This window comes from Bacillus sp. MYb209 (genome assembly GCF_002975175.1).
Lineage (GTDB): Bacteria > Bacillota > Bacilli > Bacillales > Bacillaceae_G > Bacillus_A.
Genome location: NZ_PCNZ01000019.1, coordinates 69,305 through 93,476, shown reverse-complemented (window position 1 = coordinate 93,476; position 24,172 = coordinate 69,305). Strand labels below are relative to the sequence as shown.

Sequence of the window (24,172 nt, the reverse complement as noted above, 5' to 3'; positions counted from 1 at the left end):
AGATATTCAGGAGGGATGAAAATGGAAGAAAAAGAACAGTTGTCTAGAATTATGGATTTAGCTAGTGATTTAAGGAAAGTATTAGTACAAGAATCTTTTTTTAATCATCATCCTGAACTTCGAGGCGTGATTGAAAATTTAGCGAGTTCTGTAGAGAATTTGGCGAGTTTGCAGCAAAATAAAGATGAAAATGCCGAAGATCGATTACGGTACGTACTTGCTAAAATGAAAATCGCTCATAATGCCATTTTACAAGAAAAAAAAGCATTTCCATCTCATTAATATATGTTTTAATTTTGAACCTGACGGATGACGTCAGGTTTTTTATTTCTAGTTTTAGATTGTAGTTCATACAATAAGAATAGTATGAAAAAAAGAAGGTGACTACGTTGAAATTACATAAAGCTCTTCATCCAAGTTTTATAAAGCGAATGTATTATATGAGGTTTATTGGGAGGTTTGCAAAAGCTGAGGGAGAGAAGAATGGGAAAAATTTCTTTGTACAATGTCTTTCTCCAATACCTTTAACTTTACAAGAGTTATTTCCGACTGGAAAATATTTGTTTGAAGGATTATGCAGTAATAAAAAGAATGAAAAAATCTTTACTGATTTAAAGAAGCGTAAAGTAGAAAAGCAACTGGTTATGTTTCGTCTTTATTATGATCGTGGAAATTTATTTCTGGAATTAATATGCACAGAAGAGCCTCGGGAAATAGCATCTTCATATAAATTGATTCCTTCACCAAAGGTCTCAAATTATAAAAAGAGAGCGTCTTTGGAACGGAAGTTAAGCAATGGTTACTTATCATTTCTTATGCCTAAATTACCAAAAGACTTTGAGCCTCCAGAATTATTGTGGCATGAAGGAAGGCTATATGGAAATTTATCGTTAAAATCATCAATAAGTTCAATTTCATATTTTGAGCAAAGAAAAGAATGCAAATATATTGAAATAGACGATTGGATGAAACATGTAGAAATAGCAGTAGATGATCATTTATATTTTGTAAGTGAAAATGTGTATGACCAACTAAATAAACGAATTGTTGAAGAAGGTAAGTTAGTTGAAGTAGAAGATATTAAAATGCAAAAGGAGGACTGGGAATGGGATGAGCGTGAATCCTCTTTTTTACAGTATGTACAAAGTATGGTTCGTAATAAAGGGCTATATTTGGATGATACAGATATATATAATTTTCACATTAGTGTTAAAACCAATATGTTAACAATTGTTAGTGGTATACCAGGTGTTGGGAAATCACGCTTTGTGCAAGCTTATGCAGAAGCACTTGGATTACGTTATGGTGAAGAATTAATTTGGATTCCGATTTCACCATCGTATCAAGAACCACATGATATTCTCGGTTACCTTCATCCGAATGGTAATTTTATTGAAAGTGAAACGAAGTTAGTTCGGACATTGTTAGAGGCTAAAGAAAACCCAAATCAATTGTATATAATTGTGTTCGATGAAATGAACATGTCACATATTGAGCATTGGTTTACTCCGTTTCTATCTGTTCTTCAACTTGAAAAGAAAAATCGTATTTTGAGTTTGTATGAGAAAGTACAAGAAATAGAAAATCAAATTCCACCTTCAGTGGAAATTGGTGAGAATATTATTTTCGTAGGCACTGTAAATTTTGATGAAACGACGAAAGAGCTTTCCGATCGATTATTAGATCGAACAAATTTGATTACATTACAAAAAATTCCGTTTTGCGAGATGAATATAGAACATGAGAAAGTTGTTCAGCAGCCCCCACTGAAAGTAACAACGGGAGAATTTCGACTCAATTGGTTTAGGAATAAAGAGATGATCGAAGTGTTTACTGAAGAGGAATTAGAGTTATTGGATAAGTTACATGATGTATTATCATCACACGATATTTCAAAAGGAATTTCTTTCCGATGTGCAAGCGCAATCGCTACGTATTTGCAAAATATACCGTTCCAAAATAATCAGTCCTATATGATTAGCAGGGAAGAAGGTTTTGATTTGCAAATAAAGCAGCGTGTATTAACGAAATTAAGGGGGACAGAAATGACAGTGGGCTCTCTACTTTCTGAAGAAGCAAAAAGGGGAGCGACATTGATACCACTTTTACAGTCTCCGCTTGCAAATCGTGTATCTACATTTGAACATTCTTTAGCTTATATAAGACAAAAGCGTAGAGAACTGGAGCTGTATGGCTATGCAAAATGAGGAGCGTTATGAAACAGCAATCGTCGATACGAAAGAAACGCTCCCGTTTGTATTGAAGCTAATTATTGGTACTGAGGGGAAAGGCGATTTTATCCTTTTAAACCGGCTTTGTACGTCTACTACAGCATTAGTTCAATGTATTTATAAAGTACAGGAATTAAAACCACTGAAATTGCATTTCCATTATCAAAATCCAATGGATATTACATTCATATGGAATAAAGTATATGAGGGACAAAAGAATATAAAAGAGTCACAATATGAATTAAATGAAAAAAAACAAAGAGTATTAGTGTATGAACATGGAAAAACTGAATTTTTTTATCCGTGGCGCTGTGGATTATATCATTTTGAAGTGCGTATAGAAGATAAAACTTATTATGGTGCGTTTCAAGTTGTTCCTAAAAACTTTTTTGATGACCAATTTGAAATGATTCAAGATTATGTGAAGTCAATTTTAAACGAGTTAATTTTAGATAGAGGTTATTACAAGAAAACTTTCTCAGCACTTAGCGATATTGAAGATTCTTCTTATTTGGTATTGTTAAGAAAGTTGCCACAAAAAATGAAAAGAATAAAACAAATTTTTAAGAAAGTAGAATCGAATGCGGAATTTGTACACGAATATGAATGGGAAAGGAAAGAGCGGAAGACAACGAGAAAAACTGCCATTATGACAGAAAGAAAGCTTTATGCGAAATATTACAACCGTAAATTTAAGGAGCAAAAAAATAGTATTGAAAATGCATTTCTTAAATTTAAAACGATGCAATTCTATTATTATTTACTTGAAGCAGAAAGTTTTGTACGTAAAACTATTGAAATACTAGAAGGAGAAAAGAAGAAAAAGTCAGACGAATTTCAAGCTGTTAAAACAATTATGAAAACGATTGAACGAAATGGATCCGTGACGGATAGGGAAAAACAAAAATATAGAAATCTACATTTATTGAAAGAAGCAGATTTACGGAAAAGTTCTGTGAAAATACAAGAATATAAAATATTAGCTCATATCGTATATGAAAGCGTGCAATACTTTCGAAATGTATTGTATTCTCCATTTTGGCGGGAAGTTTCTGAAACAGCTACCATTAATTCGAACACTTTATCTATACCACATCAACAATTAATCCACCATTTAGAATTGTTACCGCAACATACGGAACAACCCCCATCTTTATTATTCGTATATAAACCAACGTTTTTAGTGTATGAGTATTACGCTTTTTTTATCGTTATTTCTATATTAGAACAAATCGGATTTGAAGATAAGAATCCTATCCGTGAACAAATACAAGAACATTTTTATTTAGACGGATTACAAGATGGAACGACAGTGATTTTACATCGAGATGATATAAAAGTGCACGTCGCGTTTAATGATTTAATTGAAACACACCCTCTTATTGCACTAAGCAAAGGAAGTAATTTTTATAATGGAGAGGACACAAAGAAACCGGATATTCGTTTAGATTGTTATGTAAAGGAAGAAGAGAAGTATGTATATAAATCTTCTATTATTATCGAAGTGAAATACAGCCCTATGTACAATATTTTTCAGCCTGTCGGTAATACGAAAGCAACTGAGCAAATGTATAAATACTGGTCTATTAAGTATGTAGAAGAACAGAATGGTAAACGAATTTTTAAGCGAAGAGCGATTTATGAAGTGATTTGTGTATATCCAGGTAGCCATATGCATAGTAAAAAAATTGAATCCGGTTGTGGAGTATTTTTACAACTATATCCATATAAAACGAAACAAGGAGAAGAGAAGTTGGCTGGGAAGCATGGGATGATTCAAATTTTTGAGAAATGGTTAAAAAGTAATAAAATGTAAAAGAAATCCTTTTTAATGAAGGATTTCTTTAGGTTAAGAAGAATTATATGCCATAAGGAAATAAGCATAACATGGGGCGAACTTGAAATGATAAACATCGTTTATTAGAGCAATTAACTTTCTTTGTATGTATGATTGTATAAGAAAGTAAGAAATGGTACATGCGGGGGAAAAGAGTGTGAAATAGGAATTTAATTCAATTTGCAGAATATAATAAGACATAAATATTTTTAGTTGCATACGAAGATTTGTTCTTATATGATAGTAAGTGAAAGCGTTATCAAAAAAAGAACGGCGATGGGAAAGGCGGGTAAATATGTTCCAGCGTGTTCAAACAAAGGAAGAACATTTTTGGTTCGAGCAACTGTGGGGAGATTTTTGTGAAGAAAGAAACTTAATGTTTATAGAACGTAATTTAAATCCATCACGATTTTTATTAATAGAAGATGAACATCATATTGGTACAGTAGAATGTATTAAGTTTACAGTACCTGAACAATCAAATTCTGAGTTTTTCTATCCGTTTTCTGAAAATGATTTAGTGAAAGATTTGAAAAATGTGTATGAAATAGGAAAGTTAAGTATTGCGAAAACGTCTCGGGGGAGAGGACATTTCAAAAGGCTGGCAGCTATTTTATTTATGCATGCGTTAGAGACGAAAGCGGAATGGTATATTGCAGCAGTTACAAAAAGAATGTATATGTATTTACTTACACTCGGTTTTCCAATTGAACCGATAGATAGTCCATTCCAGTTTCATGATACTTTACAAGGTGTACCAGTGCGAATTCATGCTCGAAAAGGGGCTACACATCTGTATTCCTTGAAAGAATTCCGTGATATTATTCAAGGGAATGCTCATGCGCAGGTACTTATTGCAGAATACAGTAAAAATATTATGTTAACAAAATGAAAATATATGAATATGTATAGTATGAAGAAGGGTGTCATATTACAGTCATCTTTCTTCATACGAAAAAGTAGACCCTTATTTTTGTAATAAGGGTCTAAAATGTTATAGTCCAAATATACTAAAAATCATTTTACGACGCTTCGGTTTCTTTTCTCTTTCATATGTTGGTTTTGCATCAGGAGTAATGTATATTGGTTCTTCTTTTTTTAGGGTAGCTTCTAGTTTTTGAATTCGTTCTAACATTTCCTCCATTTCGCGGCGATGTTGTAAAAGTTGGTATGTAACGACATCATTTGCTTTATTTTGCATTTGTTCTTCCATTCGATCTAGTCTTCTCATGATTGTGGTTAATTGAGCTGTTAATTGCTCAAAATCATTCGATGATGTGTTTTGAACAATTGTGTTTACTTGAGTTTTTAATTTTTCTACATCATTTGAAGATGTTTTTTGAGTAGTTTGAGAGTTTTGAGGCTGGTCCATTTGAGAACGATGGTATTCTAACATTATATCTAAATCACCTTGTGTGAAAATGAAATGACCATATTTATTTTTTTTTATTGTAAGATTTAATTGTTGTGCAATCCGGACAACAGCCTTTGGGCTAACACCTAATTTCTTTGCGATAAATGGTGTTTTATATTCCAAAATAATCCCTCCTATATATATCCTGTTGAATGATTTCTAGTTATGTAGCAAGTTCCCTTCAGGTGTGACAAAAGAAGTGTGGAATCGGCAAAGAAAGTGTTTTTTCACGAAGTTCCGCTGTTTAGCACATACGATTTATATAAAATATTTTAAGTTATTAGAAAATTGTGTTTATTACAGTTTGACGATAATAAGCTAATTAGATTATCATAATTATAAATATCTTTTTTATGTATGCATATAATATATAAAAAGGTGGTTAATAATGTAGAATTTTATTAGAGTATAAGAATGCTTACTTCACTTGAATAAATTTAAGTAGGAGGTGGCTTCCTTGCTTACACTGTAAGTAAGGAAAAGTATTTGGACATATATAGTATAAGTATAGTGATTGTTTTAATTGCCTTAACGGCATTTTTCGTTGCAGCAGAATTTGCAATTGTTAAAGTGAGGAGTTCACGAATTGACTATTTAATTGCAGAAGGAAATAATCGTGCAATATCTGTCAAAACAGTCATTACAAACTTAGACGAATATTTATCAGCTTGTCAATTAGGAATAACTGTTACAGCTCTTGGGATTGGGTGGTCTGGTAAACCTGCGCTAAAGCATATGTTTGATGTGTTGTTTGCAAATTGGAACGTCCCTACTCAACTCGCAGACATTTTCGCTATAATTTTAGTGTTTTTGTTTATCACATTTTTCCATGTGGTAGTAGGAGAGTTAGCTCCAAAAACATTTGCGATTCAAAAAGCAGAACAAGTGAGTTTCTTTGTTGCTAAGCCACTCATTTTGTTTTATCGTATTGCATTCCCATTCATTTGGATTTTAAATGGATCAGCTCGGTTAATTACAAAGTTTTTTGGGTTGAAACCACCAAAAGGGCATGATGAAGTGCATTCAGAAGAAGAATTGCGGTTGTTAGTTTCAGAAAGTTATAAAAATGGTGAGATTAATCAATCTGAATATAAGTATGTGAATAAAATATTTGAATTTGATGATCGTATTGCGAAAGAAATAATGGTACCACGAACAGAGATGAATATTTTAAATAAAGAAATGCCTGCTGAAGAGGCTTTACAAAAAATGTCTCATGAAAAATATACGAGGTATCCGGTTGTTGATGGTGATAAGGACCATGTAATAGGCTTTGTGAATTTTAAAGATATATTTACAGATTTTGTGAAGCATCGAGTTGTTAGTGAAAAGATAGTGGAGCAATATATTAGGCCAATTATTTTAGTTATTGAATCCATCCCAATTCATGATCTATTTTTAAAAATGCAAAGAGAAAGGACACATATCGCTATATTAATTGATGAATATGGTGGTACATCAGGTCTTGTAACCGTTGAAGATATTTTAGAAGAAATTGTAGGGGATATTCAAGATGAGTTCGATACTGATGAACAACCGGAAATCCAACAAGTTAGTGAGACGAAAACGATTTTAGAGGGAAAAGTACTTGTTAGTGAAGTGAACGCATTATTAGGTTTGACTATTGACGACGATGATGTCGATACGATTGGCGGTTGGATTCTAACAAAAAATATTGAGATTTCCGAAGGCGATACCATTGAAATTGAAAATTATAAATTTTGTGTGAAAGAATTAGATGGACACTATATTAAGAGATTAGAAGTAACGAAACCTTCAGAATCGATTGTTATTGTAGGAGATGAAAAAAAGATTTTGCTCCAAGAACAAATTAGTTCGTAAACTCTGCTTTGTAGCAGGGTTTTTTTTGAGCAAAATGTTTTTTGCTGTATTAGGGCTATGATACAATTACATAGGTCAGACCTTTCACCAGGTGAAATAAATGCAATATATTATTGTATACATATATTTGGAAGGAGAACCACTATGAAAAAGCATTTATATATAAATGGGGTATGGAAATCAGTAGAGACGTATAAACCATTGTATGCACCATATTCTGAAGAAACATTAGCGGAGATTGCGCAAGGTACAGAAGATGACGTTAAGGAAGCAATAGTTTCGGCTAAAAATGCAATGAAAGAAATGAAAAAATTATCTGCGTACGACCGTGCAACTATTTTAGAAAAGGTTGCACAAAGAATGGATGAGAGAAGAGAAGAGTTTGCAGAGATTATCGCAAAAGAAGCTGCAAAACCAATTCGTGCTGCACGGGGAGAAGTAGATCGCACTGTTCAAACATATAAGTTTGCAGCTGAAGAAGCGAAGCGAATATATGGTGAGACGTTACCATTGGATGCTGCGCCAGGAGCAGACGGCCGTATAGCGTATACAATTCGACAACCAATCGGGGTTATTGGTGCTATTACACCGTTTAATTTTCCACTTAATTTAGTAGCACATAAAGTAGGCCCAGCAATTGCGGCTGGAAATACTATTGTGCTAAAGCCTGCCGACCAAACACCACTTTCGTCGTATGCATTGGTAGAATTATTTGAAGAAGCTGGTTTACCAAAGGGAGCTTTCAATATAATTTCTGGACCTGGATCTGTTGTAGGTGAGGCATTAGTAAAAGATGAGAACGTTGCTAGTATTACTTTTACAGGAAGTCCGAAAGTAGGTATTGGAATTAAGGAAAAAGCTGGGTTGAAACGAGTGACGTTAGAATTAGGATCGAATGCTGCAGTAATTATTGATGAAGATGTTGAATTGACAGACGAAATAATTGGACGTGTAAAATGGGGCGCGTTTGTGAATAATGGACAAGTTTGTATTTCAGTACAACGTGTTTTTGTGCATGAACGCAAAATGGATGAGTTTATTACAAAATTAATGAAAGCAATGGAAAACGTTGTAGTAGGAGACCCGCTTCATGAAGAAACAGATGTATCAGCACTTATTTCAAAAAACGATGTAGAACGTATAAATTCATGGGTGGAAGAGGCAGTTAAGGAAGGAGCTAATGTTGTATACGGTGGTAACAAACGTGATGCAAGGATTTTTGAACCAACTGTATTAACAAATGTTCCAGAGTATGTATCTGTTCAGTGCCAAGAAGTATTCGGTCCACTTATGACTGTAAATACATTTAAAGAATTTGATGAGGCTTTAGAACAAGTAAATAATTCACGTTATGGATTACAAGCAGGTGTATTTACAAACAATCTATGTAAAGCAATGCGTGCAATTGATGAATTAGAAGTCGGTGGTGTCATGATTAATGATATTCCAACGTTCAGAGTAGATCATATGCCTTATGGCGGTGTGAAAGAGAGTGGCACAGGCCGTGAAGGGATTAAATATGCAATAGAAGAAATGACAGAAATGAAATTAATATGTATTAAAAAATAAAAGGTACACTTTTTTAATCAAGTGTACCTTTTATTTTACTTCATTTCTTGTTTGAAAATATCATCTTCGACATAAATATGTTCTTTATCTACAGCAGTGCTGTGAGATAGTACTAAACCGATTGGTGTTTCTGTGCCTTTATTTTGAACAATTGTAAAAGGTACATTTTTTTCATTTGCTAATTTAATGTATTTTGATAAATGTGGGTAAGCAATGCTACCATTTAGGAATAGTTGTAATGATTGAGAAGAACGCATGCTACTTGTTACTTCTGTATACACATTACTTTGCATTACTTGACCGATTGTTAAAGCGATTTCTACACGCTCACGTAATGTAGTTAAGTACATATTACGTTCTTCTGGTTTGTTTTGCTTTTGGCCATATATGCCTTCTTGGAGATAGTCTTCCACATTTTTATTTACCATATTTTTCACACCTTTCACTTCTTATTGTACGCAAGAATTAAAAAGGATGCAAAAAAAAAGTAGTTTTGAACAGGAAAATAATTAAAAAAATGAGAAGGGAAAAGGGATATATGAATACAACTTATTTAAATAAGAAAGGAAAAATAAATTTTATCAACAGAAATTAACAAAATGTGACAAAAATCTATTAACGAAATGTATTTTTTGTGTTAATATTCAAAATATAAAGGGTATTCGTCGTATGGAAATGAGGGAATGGAGGTTTTTCCAATCGATAAGGATATTAAAGAAGTATTTTGTTCGCACTTGAAAAACAACAGGCACCAATTCGTAGAGAACTGGAAAAACAAAATGATAATTTCCGAAAAAGATCCATTTAAACAAGAGGTAGTTCAAAATGGAGAAAATTTATTAGAGTTAATTATCGAACTCATTATGGAAGATAAAGACATTAATTATCTTCAGCCATTATGTGAGAAAATTGCCATTGAGCGTGCAGGGGCAGATGCGAATATTGGAGATTTTGTCTACAATGCAAATGTGGGAAGAAATGAACTTTTTGAAGCAATGTGCGAATTGGATGTAAGCGCTCGTGAACTGAAACCGATTATGGCCAAAATACATACTTGTTTTGACAAATTAATTTATTATACCGTTTTAAAATACTCAGAAATTATATCGAGAAATTTAGAAGAAAAACAGCAATATATAAATGAAACACATAAAGAAAGGCTTACGATTCTAGGGCAAATGTCGGCTAGTTTTGTGCATGAATTTCGTAATCCGCTAACTTCGATTATGGGATTTGTAAAGTTATTGAAGACAGACCATCCTAATCTATCGTATTTAGATATTATTTCACATGAATTAGATCAATTAAATTTTAGGATTTCGCAATTTTTACTTGTATCGAAAAAAGAAATGTGGAATGAATCTGAACGTTTTTGGCTAAATGACTTATTTCAAGATATTATACAATTCTTATATCCAAGTTTAGTTAATGCAAATGTTTTGATTGAAAAGAATTTGCCGTATCCTATTCCACTCGTTGGTTACCGGAGTGAAGTGAAGCAAGTAGTTTTAAATATTTTAATGAATTCGATTGATGCTCTTGAATCGGTGAAAGAAGAGCGGAAAATTATCATTGATGTATTTGAAGAGGATCAGGCTGTTCGCATTGTTATAAAAAATAATGGGCCTATGATTCCAGCAGAAAATGTAGAGACCATTTTTGAGCCATTTGTAACTACTAAAAAGCTAGGAACTGGTATTGGACTATTTGTATGTAAACAAATTGTAGAAAAACATAACGGATCCATATTGTGTCGTTCGAATAACGATTGGACAGAATTTCAAATTACGTTTCAAAAGTAAACAGTCTACACCATACGAATGGTGTAGACTGTTTTAATTTGTAAGTATAACGGTCTCTAATTTTGGATCCTCAGTTGAATAACCTACTATTGAAATTGTGTAAATTGTATTTGGTTCAACGTTGAATTTTGGAATGGTTAATAGTACTTTTTTTGTATCAGCAAGTGAAACTTCAATATCTGCTGTACCAGGGCTAACTTGTGAAAAATCTGTTATTTGTTTAAAGAGTACATTTTCAAATAAATGATCCCCATCTTTTAAATTTACATTTACAACAGGAGTGTCTGGTGAAAAATGTGCAAAGCGTATTTTTGCTTGACCAGATGGTAAATGAGTATTATCAAGAATAGGTTGTAATTGGAGATGATTATCGCTATTGACCGCTGCAAGGGTATAAGTGTGATTCCCCATTATTGGTACTAATGCTGAGAATATTGGAGTTTCGTTTCCGACAGGGACAATATCAATACGGTATTTACCTTGCACCAATGATAAATAAGGACTGAATTGTTTAAAAGAAATATTTTTAATAACCTTTTGTCCGTTTATTATAATATCAACTGCTGGTGTATGGGGAGCTGTGTGGAAGATTCTCATATGTGACGGTAAAGTCGCTTCTTGTGAATCTCTCTTTTCATATGCTTGTACAAGTTTTGTAATTGCATCATGGTATTTCATATAGAGTTCTACATATCTTTTAGGATTGCTATATTGATAGTAACGAGCGAGCTGTTCGTAACGTGCAGCTTCTTGTCCGTATTTTTCAATTTCGGATTGAGTCATGAACATTCCTCCTTTATCATCATTACAAATATATGCGAAGCTAGAAAGAGGTTATGCAAAAAACTTGCCTTTCTAGAAGGAAAAGTTAAAATGGGGATTTTTTTATTTATAGGCAAACACACATACAAATTGATAATTGTCCTACATAAATTATAAAGGAAAGGTAGTTTGACTTTGATGGAAGGAGTGGAACCATTGGGATGTGGATATCCCAATAGTTATTGGGAATGAAGTTATGGAGGATTTGGTGCTATAGGCTGTGGGACGAATTATGGATTTGCATTATGAGTATTTCTATTAATTTTAGTGATGCGTTGGATAAGGTAATACCGATAAAAGAGCGTCGTGCCGAACTGATTAATGTGGTTAATCGGTTCTTTTTTTATTGTTCTAAACAGGTGGTACTATTTGTTAAGTAATAGTTACGATAAATGAGGCGAAGTAATATGTCGAATTTTGTTTGAAAATATGCAATATAAAGTAGGATAATAGGAAGGAGAATAACGGGAGTTCCGTCGAAGTTTACACAATGTCAGCAATTGAGGGAAGCTGATATTATGTTAAAAAAATATTCAATTTGTTGTTATCTTAAATCAGGAAGGGGTATTTAAGCGTACAGGTAAGGGTTGGTCTTTAATTTAAGTTCTGAATTTTCTGTTTTTAAATAATATTTAGCAATCATTTGTATATTTTATAATAGTTTTTTGATAAATTCACTGCTTTTGCAGAGGATTCTTTTTTATGAAAGAAACGTCAATTTTCTTCATATACATATACAAATTGGAGAAATGGGGGAGCGCTATGCGCGATTACTTAATTAAACCACTTGTTGGTCAGCCGTATCCGATGATTTCACATGGAAAAGGTGTGTATTTGTATGATCAAAACGGAAATAAATATTTTGATGGTTCGTCCGGAGCGATTACGGCAGGTATTGGACATGGCGTAGCAGAGATAGCAGAAGTTATTAAAAAACAGGCAGAGGAGATCGCTTTCGTTTATAGATCACAGTTTACGAGTGAACCAGCTGAAAAATTAGCGAAGAAGTTAAGTGATTTATGTGTAGGAGATTTGAACTGGAGCTTTTTTGTGAATAGTGGTACGGAAGCAAATGAAACAGCTATGAAAATCGCAATTCAGCATTTTCAGGAGCGTGGCATTCAAGGGAAACATAAAATTTTGTCACGGTGGATGAGCTATCACGGGATTACAATGGGAGCTTTATCTATGTCTGGGCATCCACTGCGCAGACAACGTTTCGTTTCTATTTTGGAAGATTATCCGACTATTCCAGCTCCATATTGTTTCAGATGTCCTGTACAAAAGGTATATCCAACATGTCAACTTTCTTGTGCGACTGAACTAGAAAGAGCGATTGATCGAATTGGTGCAGAGCATATTGCAGCTTTTATTGCTGAACCGATTATCGGAGCTGCTGGAGGCGCGGTTGTCCCGCCGAAAGAATACTATAAAGTAATTAAAGATATTTGTAGTCATTACGATATTTTATTTATTGCGGATGAAGTAATGACTGGGCTTGGTCGTACTGGTGCATGGTTTGCGATGGAACACTGGGGTGTAGAGCCGGATATTATGACACTTGGTAAGGGATTAGGAGCGGGTTATACACCGATGGCAGCGACAGTTGTAAGTGACCGCGTTATGGAGCCGATTTTACGAGGATCACGCTCTGTTATGAGCGGGCATACGCTAAGTGCAAATCCATTGTCTGCAGCGACGGCTTTAGCTGTTATTGAATATATGGAGAAACATAATTTACCTGAAAAAACAGCGGAAAAGGGAGAGTATTTAATAAAAGGGTTACAGAAAGTTCAGCAACAATCGACAATCATTGCCGATGTGCGTGGAAAAGGGTTGCTAATTGGAATAGAATTGCAACCGTTTACAAAAGCGTCGGAGCTCATTTCAGTTGCAGCTAAAAATGGACTTCTCTTATACCAAGCTGTTTCAGGGCAAGCAGGGAAAGAGGATAGTGCACTGCTTGTTGCACCACCAATGACAACTACATATTCCGAGTTAGATGAATTACTTTCAATTTTTGTAAAGAGCGTGGAAGAGATGATGCAAAAAGGAGGGCATAGTATCGCATGACAACTATTTCAAATACATTCGGTAAATTAAAAGAAATAGAGGAAGTAATTTCTTTGTTCCATGATGATATGACATTAATGTTTGGGGGATTTGGCGGGATCGGATCCCCTCCATCTTTAATTCAAGTTGTTTTAGATAAAGGCATTACAAATTTAAATTTAATAGGAAATGATACTGGATTTCCTGATGTAGGAATCGGTCGTCTTGTTACGAATGAAAGGGTTAAATCTGTAGTTACTTCTCATATTGGGTCAAATCCAAATGCGGGAAGACAATTAAATGAAGGAAGATTGCAAATTGAATTTTCTCCGCAAGGAACATTAGCAGAGCGTATTCGCGCTGGCGGTGTAGGGCTTGGTGGTATTTTAGTTGATGTTGGTGTTGATACGATTGTAGAAGAAGGAAAACGAACAGTTGAAATGAATGGAAAGACATATTTAGTTGAAACAGCTTTAACGGCTGAAGTCGCAATTGTATATGCGAAAAAAGCGGATCCGTTTGGCAATCTTGTATTTGATAAAAGCGCTCGTAATATGAATCCGCACGTAGCTATGGCTGGGGACATAACGATTGTAGAAGCAGAAGAAATTGTTCCACTTGGAAGTTTAGATCCAGAAGAAATTGTCGTCCCTGGTGTATTTGTAAATTATATCGTGCCATCGGAAGGAGTGAATTGGAAATGGGTATGGGCGTAGAAGTGAGAGATAAGATTGCAAGACGTGCAGCGAGAGAAATTCAAAATGGCATGATTGTAAATTTAGGTATTGGAATTCCATCGCTTGTACCGAATCATTTACCAGAAGATATGAATGTTATGTTTCACGCGGAAAACGGTATTGTCGGTATGGGACCAACGCCAAGTAAAGGGAATGAAGATGAGAATTTATGTAACGCAGCTGGTTTACCAACATCTCTTATTACAGGAGCAAGTTATTTCGATAGCTGCATGGCGTTTGGCATGATTAGAAAAGGATTACTTGATGTTACGATACTTGGTTCGTTACAAGTAAGTGAAAATGGTGATTTAGCGAACTGGATTGTACCAGGAAAACGCGTTCCAGGTATTGGAGGAGCGATGGATTTAGCGCAAAAAGCGAAGCGGGTCGTTGTTGTGATGAATCATGTTGATAAATACGGAAATGCAAAGATTGTTTCGGAATGTACATTGCCATTAACTTCGAAAAAATGTGTAGATTTAATTATTACAGACATGGCTGTCATGGAAGTGACTCCAAGAGGACTTGTCTTACAAGAATTAATGAGTCCGTACACTGTAGAAGATGTAAAACGACATACGACAGCTGATTTTCATATAAGCTCAAATTTACTAGTAATTGAATGAGGGGAGTTGTAATATATGGAGCAATTAAAAAAACAAGTTTGTGATTATATTGAGAGTCATGAAGAAGAGAGCGTAAAAATTTTAACACGATTAATTCAAGAAAAGAGCGTATCTGGTGATGAAAGTGGTGCGCAGGCAATTGTTATTGAAAAGTTGCGTGAGTTAGGTCTAGACCTTGATATTTGGGAGCCTGCTTTTAATGAAATGAAAGATCACCCTTATTTCGTATCACCTCGTACAAGCTTTACAGATAGCCCGAACATTGTAGCGACTTTAAAAGGAAGTGGCGAAGGGAAATCTATGATTTTAAACGGGCATATTGACGTCGTGCCAGAAGGGGATGTAAATCAGTGGGACCATTATCCGTATAGTGGAGAGAAAATAGGAAACCGCATATATGGACGTGGAACAACAGATATGAAAGGCGGCAATGTCTCACTTATGCTTGCGATGGAAGCTATTGTTGAATCTGGTATTGAACTAAAAGGTGATATACATTTTCAAAGTGTAATAGAAGAAGAGAGCGGTGGGGCAGGAACATTAGCTGCTATTTTACGAGGATATAAGGCAGATGGCGTTATTATTCCTGAGCCGACTAATATGAAGTTTTTTCCGAAACAACAAGGGTCAATGTGGTTTCGTCTACATATAAAAGGAAAAGCAGCACACGGTGGTACACGGTATGAAGGAGTAAGTGCAATTGAAAAAAGTATGTTTGTTGTAGATCATTTGAGAAAATTAGAAGAGAAGAGAAATGGTCGAATTACAGATCCGTTATTTAAGGGGATTCCGATTCCAATTCCAATTAACGTTGGGAAAATTGAAGGGGGAAGCTGGCCAAGTTCTGTTCCCGATTCATTAATTTTAGAAGGAAGATGTGGTATTGCGCCGAATGAGACTATAGAGGCAGCAAAAGAAGAGTTTGAAGGCTGGATTGGTGAATTAAAAGATGTGGATAGTTGGTTTGTAAAAAATCCTGTAGAAGTAGAATGGTTTGGAGCGAGATGGGTTCCTGGTGAACTAGAAGAAAATCATCCACTTATTACAACGCTTCAACATAACTTTGTTGAAATCGAAGGGAACGAACCGATTATAGAAGCTTCGCCATGGGGAACAGATGGAGGTTTGTTCACACAAATCGCTAACGTACCAACGATAGTATTTGGTCCAGGAGAGACGAAAGTAGCACATTATCCAAACGAATATATAGAAGTTGATAAAATGATTGCTACCGCAAAAATAATTGCATGTACATTACTAGATTGGTGTGAGGTGAAGAAATGAAATACTATGAATCTTTTAGTGAACAGACAAAGCATTACACAGTAGAAGGGGTTTTAGATTATTTTAATAAACGTGTTAGAGTTGATCACTATACAGGAAATGTTGAACGTATTATACAAACAATCGATGAATTAGCAGAGAAACATTCTTTCACTAAATGTATTATTAAAGGAAAGGGAGAGCATGTTTCAACATGGCTCTCTTTCGGTTTCTTACTGGAAGCAACGATACCTCATTATTTTCAAGGACACGATGCGCACTTCTTCGTGAAATATCATAATGATGAAAGACGGAATAGTATTCATTGGACTGAGGAAGATACCATTTTAAGTGGTGTAAAAGCAAAAGAAGTGAAAGAAAAAATAGTCCAAGAGGAATTTGTGTTAAGAAAAGCGACAGAAGAGGACGCGGAAGAATTAGCAATTGTCTTTGGAAAAGTATTTGAAGTTTATCCGACACCTTTAAATGAAGCGAGTTATGTAAAGCAGACGATGGAGGAAGACGATACAATTTACTATGTTTATGAATTCGAAGGGAAAATTATTAGTACAGCATCTGCTGAAATGAACGTGAAAGAAGGTAATGCAGAATTAACGAATTGTGCTACATTACCTGAATATCGAAAACATGGTTTCATGAAAAGTCTGTTAATTAAATTGGAGGAAGAGCTCCAAGAAAAATCTATTTTTTGTTCTTATACAATTGCTCGCTCGCTATCTTTCGGTATGAATGCAGCCTTTCATCAATTAGGCTATACATATACGGGAAGGCTTGCGAATAATTGCTACATTTTTGATAAGTTGGAAGATATGAATATATGGGTGAAAGATTTATCCAGCTATTCGAAAGCAGTAAGACTCCCGCCTCAAAATTCGGCTGTAAAGCAAAGAAGTTAGGTGGGAGTCGGGTTAATAATCAGTGGGGATGAATAAAGCCCCACTGATTAAAGTTTCACTTAACCATAAATAAGCAATAGAAATATATACAAATTTCATCAAAATAATAGAACGGAATCGTCATACTTATAATCGCACAGAGGGATGCCGGAAATCCGGCATGCATTTGCCGGATTTCCGGCAAGAGGGGGGATGACATTGCTAGCAGTTTCGACACAAGAAGTCATTGAAGCGATTTTGGGCAGTATTGATGAGGCAATACATGCAGTGGATGAAAATGGTATTACAATCTTTTATAATACAGTTGCTGCAAAACATGATGGATCGAAAATTGAGAATGTGCTAGGAAAACATTTATTAGAAGCATTCCCTTCATTATCTAGGGAAACGAGTACGCTAATGAAAGTGTTACATACGAAAAAACCGATTGTACATCAAGTTCAGCATTATCAAAATTTAAATGGAGAAGATGTTTGTACGGTAAATACGACGCTACCTATTTTTATAGATGGAAATATTGCTGGTGCTGTTGAAATCGCGAAAGATTATTCTACAATTCAAAAGCTTACTGACACTATCGTAGATTTACAATCGAAAATAAAACGGTCGACTAATAAAAAAACGGTAAAAAAGCATGTTGCATTCGAGACAATTGTGACAAATGATTCCCGCTTTAAACAGACGAAAGAGTTAGCTCAAAAAGTAGCCCCAACTGATGCAAATGTTTTAATATATGGTGAAACAGGAACAGGGAAAGAGCTATTTGTGCAAGCAATTCATGAAGCTTCTAAACGGAAAAACAAGCCATTTATTGCACAAAACTGCGCAGCTTTGCCAGAGTCGCTATTAGAAAGTTTATTGTTTGGAACTACAAAAGGAAGCTATACAGGGGCAATTGAACGAGCAGGATTATTTGAACTTGTAGATGGAGGAACATTGTTTTTAGATGAACTTAATTCAATGCCACTCGATTTACAAGCGAAAATGCTACGTGTATTAGAAGATGGCGTTATTCGCCGCATTGGTGATAATAAGACGAGAAAAGTAGATGTTCGCGTTATTACGGCGATGAATCAGCCACCAGAAGTATGTTTAAGAGAAAATAAAATTCGCACTGATTTATACTATCGATTAAATGTGTTTTCGTTATATATTCCGCCGCTTCGCGAAAGAACTGAAGATGTATTGTTATTAGCGTCTTATTTTTTGAAAGAATATAATAAAAGTTATAAAAAAGGAGTACTTGAAATTGATAAAGAGGCAAAGGAAAGATTACAATCTTATCAATGGCCCGGAAATGTTCGTGAATTAAAACATACGATAGAACATGCTGTCATTATTGCGGAAGGAAATTCATTAACAGCTAATTGTTTACCGCGTACATTTCGGAAAGAGAAAATTCCTAAGAAGAAAAGTATATTACCGCTTAGGGAAGCTCTTCATCAAACAGAAAAGGAATTAATAGATCAAGCGTTAATTGAAACGGAAGGGAATATTTTGCAAGCAGCAAAAATGTTAGGAATTCCGCGTCAAACGCTTCAATATAAACTGAGCAAGTACGACAAAACCGCCGAATAATCGGCGGTTTTTGTTTGTTTGCACCAATAAAAGAGCGTTTACATATATAACAAGTAATGAATATGATAGTAAATATCGTTTTAGTACAGCACTTAAAAATATTTATTCTCTTATATAATAGGGTATTTCTCGCATTTACTTATCAAGAATATGAAGTTGGCATAATTATTGCTTATATAAAGGATGAGCGTATAAAAAGGGGGAATAGCAATGTTACATGATGTATACAAACCAAATCGTCACTGGAAGGATATTGAATTATGGAAAGATGTTACAGAAGAACAATGGAATGATTGGGTTTGGCAATTAACGAATACGATCAAAACTTTAGATGATTTAAAGAAAATAATTAACTTAACACCTGAGGAAGAAGAAGGCGTTAAAATTTCAACGAAAACGATTCCGTTAAACATTACACCGTACTATGCTTGGCTAATGAATCCTGATGACCCACGCTGTCCGATTCGGATGCAATCAGTACCGATTTCGGAAGAGTTATATAAAACAAAATATGATTTAGAAGATCCTCTTCATGAAGATGAAGATTCACCAGTTCCAGGATTAACGCATCGTTATCCAGACCGCGTACTATTTTTAGTAACGAATCAATGTTCTATGTATTGTCGTTACTGTACACGTCGTCGTTTTAGTGGACAAATTGGAATGGGCGTACCGAAAAAGCAATTAGATGATGCGATTGCTTATATTAGTGAAACACCACAAGTACGTGACGTTTTAATTTCTGGCGGTGATGGACTTCTAATTAATGATAAAATTTTAGAATATGTATTAAAGAATTTACGAGAAATCCCGCATGTTGAGATTATTCGTATCGGAACGAGAGCACCAGTTGTATTCCCACAGCGTATTACAGAAAACCTGTGTAACATAATTAAAAAATACCATCCAGTATGGTTAAATACGCATTTTAATACTTCTATTGAGATTACAGAAGAATCGAAATTAGCATGTGAAATGCTTGCAAATGCAGGTGTTCCAATTGGAAACCAAGCTGTAATTTTAGCTGGAATTAATGACAGCGTTCCAATTATGAAAAAACTTATGCATGATTTAGTGAAAATTCGTGTTCGTCCATATTATATTTACCAATGTGATTTATCAGAAGGTATCGGTCATTTCCGTGCGCCAGTTTCTAAAGGATTAGAAATTATTGAAGGCTTACGTGGACATACGTCTGGTTATGCAGTACCAACTTTCGTTGTCGATGCACCGGGCGGAGGCGGAAAAATTGCGCTTCAGCCAAACTATTTAATTTCACAAAGTGCGGATAAAGTTGTTCTTCGTAACTTTGAAGGGGTTATTACAACGTATCCAGAACCAGAAAACTATATCCCAGGAAGAGCAGAAGGCTACTTTAAAGAAATTTATCCGACTTATGAAGAGAAACGTTCTGATATCGGTGTTGCAGGATTGATGAGTGATAAGAAATTTAATCTTGTTCCAGATGATTTACAACGTATGAATCGCCGCAAAGATTATGAAGTCAATGAAACGCATGCTTCTTTAAAAGATAAACGTGATAAGCGTGATCAATTGAAAGATAAAAAATATCAAGCGCAAATGGCAAAGTTAGATGATGACAAAAAAAATGAGGGTGACGCAGTATGAATTGTATGTGGTGTGACAGTACAGAAGCGAAAGAAAGCTTGAATACTGTATATTGGGAGTTACCAGATGGTACGAAAGCCATTGAAATCCAAAAGACACCATGTATTACTTGTTCCTCATGTGGAATGGACTATCAATCAGACCATACTGTAAAAGAAATTGAAGATCAGTTGTTTTTAATTTATACGAAAGATTTGCCAAAACAACTAACATACGAAGAGTTGATGGGAAGACCACGTTTATTAAAAAGGAATTATTTCGACTTTTAACCAGCTTTTATGCTGGTTTTTTTCTTTTTCGCCTTGTATAATGTACCCAAGTTAGAAAGGTAGGGAATATTTTTGAAAAAGACATTTTACCATTATATGATGAAGCACCGTGCAGCTTTATTTAAAAATGAAATATCAGATTTAGCAGAGGCGATGTATGATGATTTAAGTTTTCCGAAGCAATCTGAAGACTATGATGTAATTAGTTCATACTTAGAGTTAAGTGGAATGCTAGAAAGTATGTCTATATTTGATGAAGCATGGGATTTATATATACAAGAGAGATAACGATATGAAGTTTTAGGAAAATGAAAGCATAATGAATATATTACTTTGAAAGAAGTGAAGTATTCATTATGTTTTTTATTTACAATACGTCTTGCTGTTAGAACATAAATGAAAAGTGAAAGCTAGTTTAAATACTAGCTTTTTTGAGTTATATACAAATTCTACTTTTTTATTGAAAAAATTTATGAATATAAGCTTCTGTGATAAGCGTTTTTATGTAGGTTGCATATACTGTTATCAAAATCACGACGTTTAAAAAAGGAGAGATATAGATGGCAAAGAAAAAACAACCTAAATATAACGTAGGGGACATAGTCGTGATTACGCTATATGGAACCGTTGGAAAAATTACAAATATGAAGATTTTAGATGGAGTTTACGTATACGAAGTAAATAATCACGATGGATTTTATGTAGAACAAACTTTACAGCATGTTACAGAGCAAGAAATGAAAAAGGGCGACACAGAGTGGATTGAATTAAATTATAACTTTACGTTTGGTGATCTCGTGCAAGTAACTGGATATGATAAAGATGTTTTTCGTATTGTTGGTTTTCGTACAGAAGTATGGAGATATAAAAATGATGCATGGGAAGATACTATATATGAATTGTCACGAATTACTGATGGTGAATGGCTAGAAGCTGATGAATCGGATTTAACATTACTTGCCAATGCACAAACGGCAAATGCAATTTTGAAGAAAATGAAACAAGATAAGGCTGGCATGAATAAATTGGATTTAGGAAAATTGAAGTCGATTAACAATTCGAAAAAAGTAAGTGTAAAGACGAATCGCCAAGAAATTATTGATGGGTTATTAGATATTTATAATGATTATCATTTATTATTCGATACATTTAAAGATGAAGAATATAAAATTGTTATGGATGTTGTTCAAAATTATTTAGTTAAATTGACAGAGAAAAAATAGTTAACTAGAAAGAGAGAATAAATTGAACAACAATATATACAGTATAAGGTATGCCTACAATTATTAAAAAAATAAAAAGCCATTTAATAAGAGAGTCTGCCCATTGATCTTCATGCATGAACTCTTCTTTTGTTTGCTCTACTTCGTATTGGTATTCCATTATTATTTCCCCCTTTGGATAGCTTGTACTAACATCGTATGCCCTTTACCTACATGATATGACTTATAAAAAAAGAAAAACTATTTTTCTAATCTCATATACATAATTTTGAGATTTTTTCATAAAACAGAAATAAAGGAGTGATGCTCATGAAGGAAATTGAAGTCGTAATTGACACGGAAGAGATTGCGGAGTTTTTTTATGAGCGACTAATTGAAAGAGGGTACGTTCCAAAAAGAGAAGAAATTGAGGACCTGGCAGATATTACATTTGAGTATTTATTAGAGAAATGCATGATTGATGAAGTTTTTGATGAAGAGGAAGATTGAAAGTAACGGCGGGCTTAACTCGTCGTTTTTTACTCTTTACAAACTTGTCACAAATATAGACAAGAATTGTTGGTATAATTAAAAGGAAATTTTATACAAGAGGTGAAGGGATGTTCAAAAAAATTATTGATTCTTTATTAGGAAAGAAAAAACATCGTTCGTATTCAAGTAGTGATTATCGTCATAGAGGGCGCTCGTATTCAAGTAGCGATAATAAACGACGTTCATCTGGTTATGGGCATCAGCATTATAAAAGAAAACGTAAAAGCCGTAGCTTCTTTTCAAGTAGCTGATGAAATGGCGTCGTATACTAGCCTTATTTGATAGACCACTGCGAAAAAATACAATTGTTGCAGAGCGTTATAAGATTGAATCAGTAATTGGAATGGGCAGTTATGGGATTACATATGTCGTTAATGATTTACAAATAAATAAATATAAAGTCTTAAAACAATTAAGGCAAAGTAAACAAAGATATGAGTCTGGTAGAAAATCATTTGAGAAAGAGAAAGTGATTTTACAAACATTAAATCATGCGTCAATTCCTAATCTACATGATCATTTCATATGGGAGAAAAAGAACTTTTTTGTGATGGAGTATATGCCGGGAGAAAATTTCGAAGATTATATTTTCTTAGATGGGCAAGTATATGATGAACGTGAAGTTTTTGAAATTTTATATGAAGTACTAGGAATTGTTTCGTATTTTCATAGTAAAGGTATCATTCACCGAGATTTACGTATTCCAAACATATTAATGAAAGAAAATCAGATTAGTATTATTGATTTTGGATTGGCTAAATTGAAAGGTGAGGGTGATGAGCGAGCTACAACTTATGAAGGTGAACAAGCTTTGATGCGAGAAATTCACTTTCGTAGCGATTTTTATGCGCTCGGTCATTTCGCATTATTTTTATTGTATGCTAGTTATGAATCGACTGAAAAAAAGGAAAAACCTTGGTATGAAGAGTTAGTGCTGGAAGAATATAATCGCGACATTCTACTGCGAATGTTACAAATGAAAGCGCCATACTATGAAAATGTACAAGATTTGAAAAAAGATGTAGCTTACGCTTTAGAAAGGATGGAGACTCCATGTTTCAAAAGTTTTTAGCAAGCGTTGGTATTGGTACTGCAAAAGTAGATACTGTTCTTGAAAAAGATGAGTATATAGTTGGAGAAGAGATAGTAGGGAAGGTTCATATAACTGGAGGTTCAGTTAGCCAAGAAATTGAAAGCATTTACTTAACGTTGTCGACGTCATATGTAAGAGAAGTGGATGATAAAAAAGTAACGGCAACGTATGATTTGGAGCGAGTTCGTTTAACAGATCCATTTTCTGTAGAGCCAAATGAAAAAGTGGAAATTCCATTTTCGTTTTTAATGCCAATTGAAGTACCACTAACACTTGGAATGAAAACGGTTTGGGTTCATACAGGCCTTGATATTAAACGTAGTATTGATCCAAGTGACCGTGATTATATTCAAGTGTTGCCGAATGCGCTATTGAACAGTGTATTAAATAGTGTAAATCAATTAGGTTTTAAAGTGCGTCATATAGAATGCGAAGAATTACCGTATCGATTACGTAAGCAAGTTCCATTCGCGCAAGAATTTGAGTTTATTCCAGTTTCCGGAGAGTATTATGGGAAATTAGATGAATTAGAATTATTAATTTTGTCAAGTGCCCACGATCGATTAGAAATTATTATGGAAGTAGATAGAAAATCACGTGGATTAGCTGGTTTGTTCGCGGAAGCGCTAGATCTTGATGAGAAGGTTATTCGCTTTACAGTAACAAGCGAAGATATTCCAACGATGCAGCAAAAAATTAACAATAATATTTTTTAATAAACTATGCATAAAAAAGAA

General features: G+C 34.3%; 25 protein-coding genes. 21 read left to right on the top strand and 4 right to left on the bottom strand.

Translation table 11 applies throughout. From position 1 onward, the window contains the following. Positions 1-21: 21 nt before the first annotated feature. The 4 genes from CQZ94_RS22280 (at position 22) to CQZ94_RS22265 (ending at position 4,960) form a co-directional block, all read left to right on the top strand. Positions 22-282, top strand: coding sequence for a hypothetical protein (locus tag CQZ94_RS22280; protein ID WP_002085825.1), 261 nt, complete (start codon positions 22-24; stop codon positions 280-282). Positions 283-389: 107 nt separating this feature from the next. Next, positions 390-2,207 carry an AAA family ATPase gene (locus tag CQZ94_RS22275; protein WP_142395905.1) on the top strand — a complete coding sequence of 606 codons (1,818 nt, stop codon included), beginning with the start codon at positions 390-392 and terminating at the stop codon, positions 2,205-2,207. Then, positions 2,197-4,047: a hypothetical protein gene (locus CQZ94_RS22270; protein WP_105587121.1), complete on the top strand. Its 1,851-nt coding sequence runs from the start codon at positions 2,197-2,199 to the stop codon at positions 4,045-4,047. Before CQZ94_RS22275 ends, CQZ94_RS22270 begins: the two co-directional genes overlap by 11 nt. 316 nt (positions 4,048-4,363) lie before the next feature. Next, complete coding sequence (locus CQZ94_RS22265) at positions 4,364-4,960, top strand: hypothetical protein (protein ID WP_105587120.1); 597 nt, start codon at positions 4,364-4,366, stop codon at positions 4,958-4,960. A gap of 102 nt (positions 4,961-5,062) precedes the next feature. Here the strand turns inward: CQZ94_RS22265 and racA are convergent, their stop codons facing one another. Then, positions 5,063-5,605, bottom strand: a complete 543-nt coding sequence (gene racA, locus CQZ94_RS22260; protein ID WP_105587119.1) for a chromosome-anchoring protein RacA — start codon at positions 5,603-5,605, stop codon at positions 5,063-5,065. A gap of 363 nt (positions 5,606-5,968) precedes the next feature. Here racA and CQZ94_RS22255 point away from each other — a divergent pair, with 363 nt between their 5' ends. Then, positions 5,969-7,324, top strand: a complete 1,356-nt coding sequence (locus tag CQZ94_RS22255; protein ID WP_105587118.1) for a hemolysin family protein — start codon at positions 5,969-5,971, stop codon at positions 7,322-7,324. Positions 7,325-7,468: 144 nt separating this feature from the next. Continuing rightward, positions 7,469-8,893 (top strand): aldehyde dehydrogenase family protein, encoded by a 1,425-nt coding sequence (locus tag CQZ94_RS22250; RefSeq protein ID WP_105587117.1) that lies wholly within the window; start codon positions 7,469-7,471, stop codon positions 8,891-8,893. A gap of 35 nt (positions 8,894-8,928) precedes the next feature. On the opposite strand, the gene CQZ94_RS22245 is transcribed toward CQZ94_RS22250, so the two are convergent. Continuing rightward, on the bottom strand, positions 8,929-9,321 hold the full coding sequence (locus CQZ94_RS22245) for a YueI family protein (RefSeq protein ID WP_105587116.1): 393 nt from the start codon (positions 9,319-9,321) through the stop codon (positions 8,929-8,931). 255 nt (positions 9,322-9,576) lie between these two features. Between CQZ94_RS22245 and CQZ94_RS22240 the strand changes: the two genes are divergently transcribed. Next, on the top strand, positions 9,577-10,695 hold the full coding sequence (locus CQZ94_RS22240) for a BA2291 family sporulation histidine kinase (RefSeq protein WP_105587115.1): 1,119 nt from the start codon (positions 9,577-9,579) through the stop codon (positions 10,693-10,695). 33 nt (positions 10,696-10,728) lie between these two features. On the opposite strand, the gene CQZ94_RS22235 is transcribed toward CQZ94_RS22240, so the two are convergent. Beyond that, on the bottom strand, positions 10,729-11,478 hold the full coding sequence (locus CQZ94_RS22235; RefSeq protein WP_105587114.1) for a DUF4397 domain-containing protein: 750 nt from the start codon (positions 11,476-11,478) through the stop codon (positions 10,729-10,731). Between the two features lie 801 nt (positions 11,479-12,279). Here CQZ94_RS22235 and CQZ94_RS22230 point away from each other — a divergent pair. The 10 genes from CQZ94_RS22230 (at position 12,280) to CQZ94_RS22185 (ending at position 21,811) form a co-directional block, all read left to right on the top strand. Continuing rightward, entirely contained in the window at positions 12,280-13,590 is a 1,311-nt protein-coding gene (locus tag CQZ94_RS22230; RefSeq protein ID WP_105587113.1) for an aspartate aminotransferase family protein, read from the top strand. Further along, entirely contained in the window at positions 13,587-14,285 is a 699-nt protein-coding gene (atoD, locus tag CQZ94_RS22225) for an acetate CoA-transferase subunit alpha (RefSeq protein ID WP_105587112.1), read from the top strand. The genes CQZ94_RS22230 and atoD overlap by 4 nt, the downstream gene beginning before the upstream one ends. Continuing rightward, complete coding sequence (locus CQZ94_RS22220) at positions 14,270-14,932, top strand: CoA transferase subunit B (protein WP_105587111.1); 663 nt, start codon at positions 14,270-14,272, stop codon at positions 14,930-14,932. The genes atoD and CQZ94_RS22220 overlap by 16 nt, the downstream gene beginning before the upstream one ends. Positions 14,933-14,947: 15 nt before the next feature. Next, positions 14,948-16,216, top strand: a complete 1,269-nt coding sequence (locus tag CQZ94_RS22215; protein ID WP_105587110.1) for a peptidase — start codon at positions 14,948-14,950, stop codon at positions 16,214-16,216. Beyond that, positions 16,213-17,112 (top strand): putative beta-lysine N-acetyltransferase, encoded by a 900-nt coding sequence (gene ablB, locus CQZ94_RS22210; protein ID WP_105587109.1) that lies wholly within the window; start codon positions 16,213-16,215, stop codon positions 17,110-17,112. The genes CQZ94_RS22215 and ablB overlap by 4 nt, the downstream gene beginning before the upstream one ends. A 192-nt stretch (positions 17,113-17,304) precedes the next feature. Then, positions 17,305-18,690, top strand: coding sequence for an arginine utilization transcriptional regulator RocR (gene rocR / locus CQZ94_RS22205; protein WP_105587108.1), 1,386 nt, complete (start codon positions 17,305-17,307; stop codon positions 18,688-18,690). 210 nt (positions 18,691-18,900) lie between these two features. Continuing rightward, entirely contained in the window at positions 18,901-20,319 is a 1,419-nt protein-coding gene (kamA, locus tag CQZ94_RS22200; protein ID WP_105587107.1) for a lysine 2,3-aminomutase, read from the top strand. Beyond that, on the top strand, positions 20,316-20,588 hold the full coding sequence (locus CQZ94_RS22195; RefSeq protein ID WP_000995768.1) for a YokU family protein: 273 nt from the start codon (positions 20,316-20,318) through the stop codon (positions 20,586-20,588). Before kamA ends, CQZ94_RS22195 begins: the two co-directional genes overlap by 4 nt. A 72-nt stretch (positions 20,589-20,660) precedes the next feature. Next, a complete protein-coding gene (locus CQZ94_RS22190) occupies positions 20,661-20,876 on the top strand; it encodes a YozE family protein (protein WP_002119089.1) in 216 nt (71 codons plus the stop codon). A gap of 272 nt (positions 20,877-21,148) precedes the next feature. Next, complete coding sequence (locus CQZ94_RS22185; RefSeq protein WP_002065242.1) at positions 21,149-21,811, top strand: hypothetical protein; 663 nt, start codon at positions 21,149-21,151, stop codon at positions 21,809-21,811. 4 nt (positions 21,812-21,815) lie between these two features. Here the strand turns inward: CQZ94_RS22185 and CQZ94_RS22180 are convergent, their stop codons facing one another. Continuing rightward, entirely contained in the window at positions 21,816-21,971 is a 156-nt protein-coding gene (locus tag CQZ94_RS22180; RefSeq protein WP_105587106.1) for a DUF3930 family protein, read from the bottom strand. Between the two features lie 149 nt (positions 21,972-22,120). On the opposite strand from CQZ94_RS22180, the gene CQZ94_RS22175 reads away from it, so the two are divergent. From CQZ94_RS22175 to CQZ94_RS22160, 4 genes are all read left to right on the top strand, one after another. After that, positions 22,121-22,300 (top strand): YozD family protein, encoded by a 180-nt coding sequence (locus tag CQZ94_RS22175; RefSeq protein WP_002012644.1) that lies wholly within the window; start codon positions 22,121-22,123, stop codon positions 22,298-22,300. 110 nt (positions 22,301-22,410) lie between these two features. Beyond that, a complete protein-coding gene (locus CQZ94_RS22170; protein WP_002141661.1) occupies positions 22,411-22,593 on the top strand; it encodes a hypothetical protein in 183 nt (60 codons plus the stop codon). Further along, positions 22,593-23,414, top strand: a complete 822-nt coding sequence (locus tag CQZ94_RS22165; protein ID WP_105587105.1) for a serine/threonine protein kinase — start codon at positions 22,593-22,595, stop codon at positions 23,412-23,414. Before CQZ94_RS22170 ends, CQZ94_RS22165 begins: the two co-directional genes overlap by 1 nt. Continuing rightward, complete coding sequence (locus tag CQZ94_RS22160) at positions 23,396-24,151, top strand: sporulation protein (protein WP_105587104.1); 756 nt, start codon at positions 23,396-23,398, stop codon at positions 24,149-24,151. The genes CQZ94_RS22165 and CQZ94_RS22160 overlap by 19 nt, the downstream gene beginning before the upstream one ends. Positions 24,152-24,172: the final 21 nt, after the last annotated feature.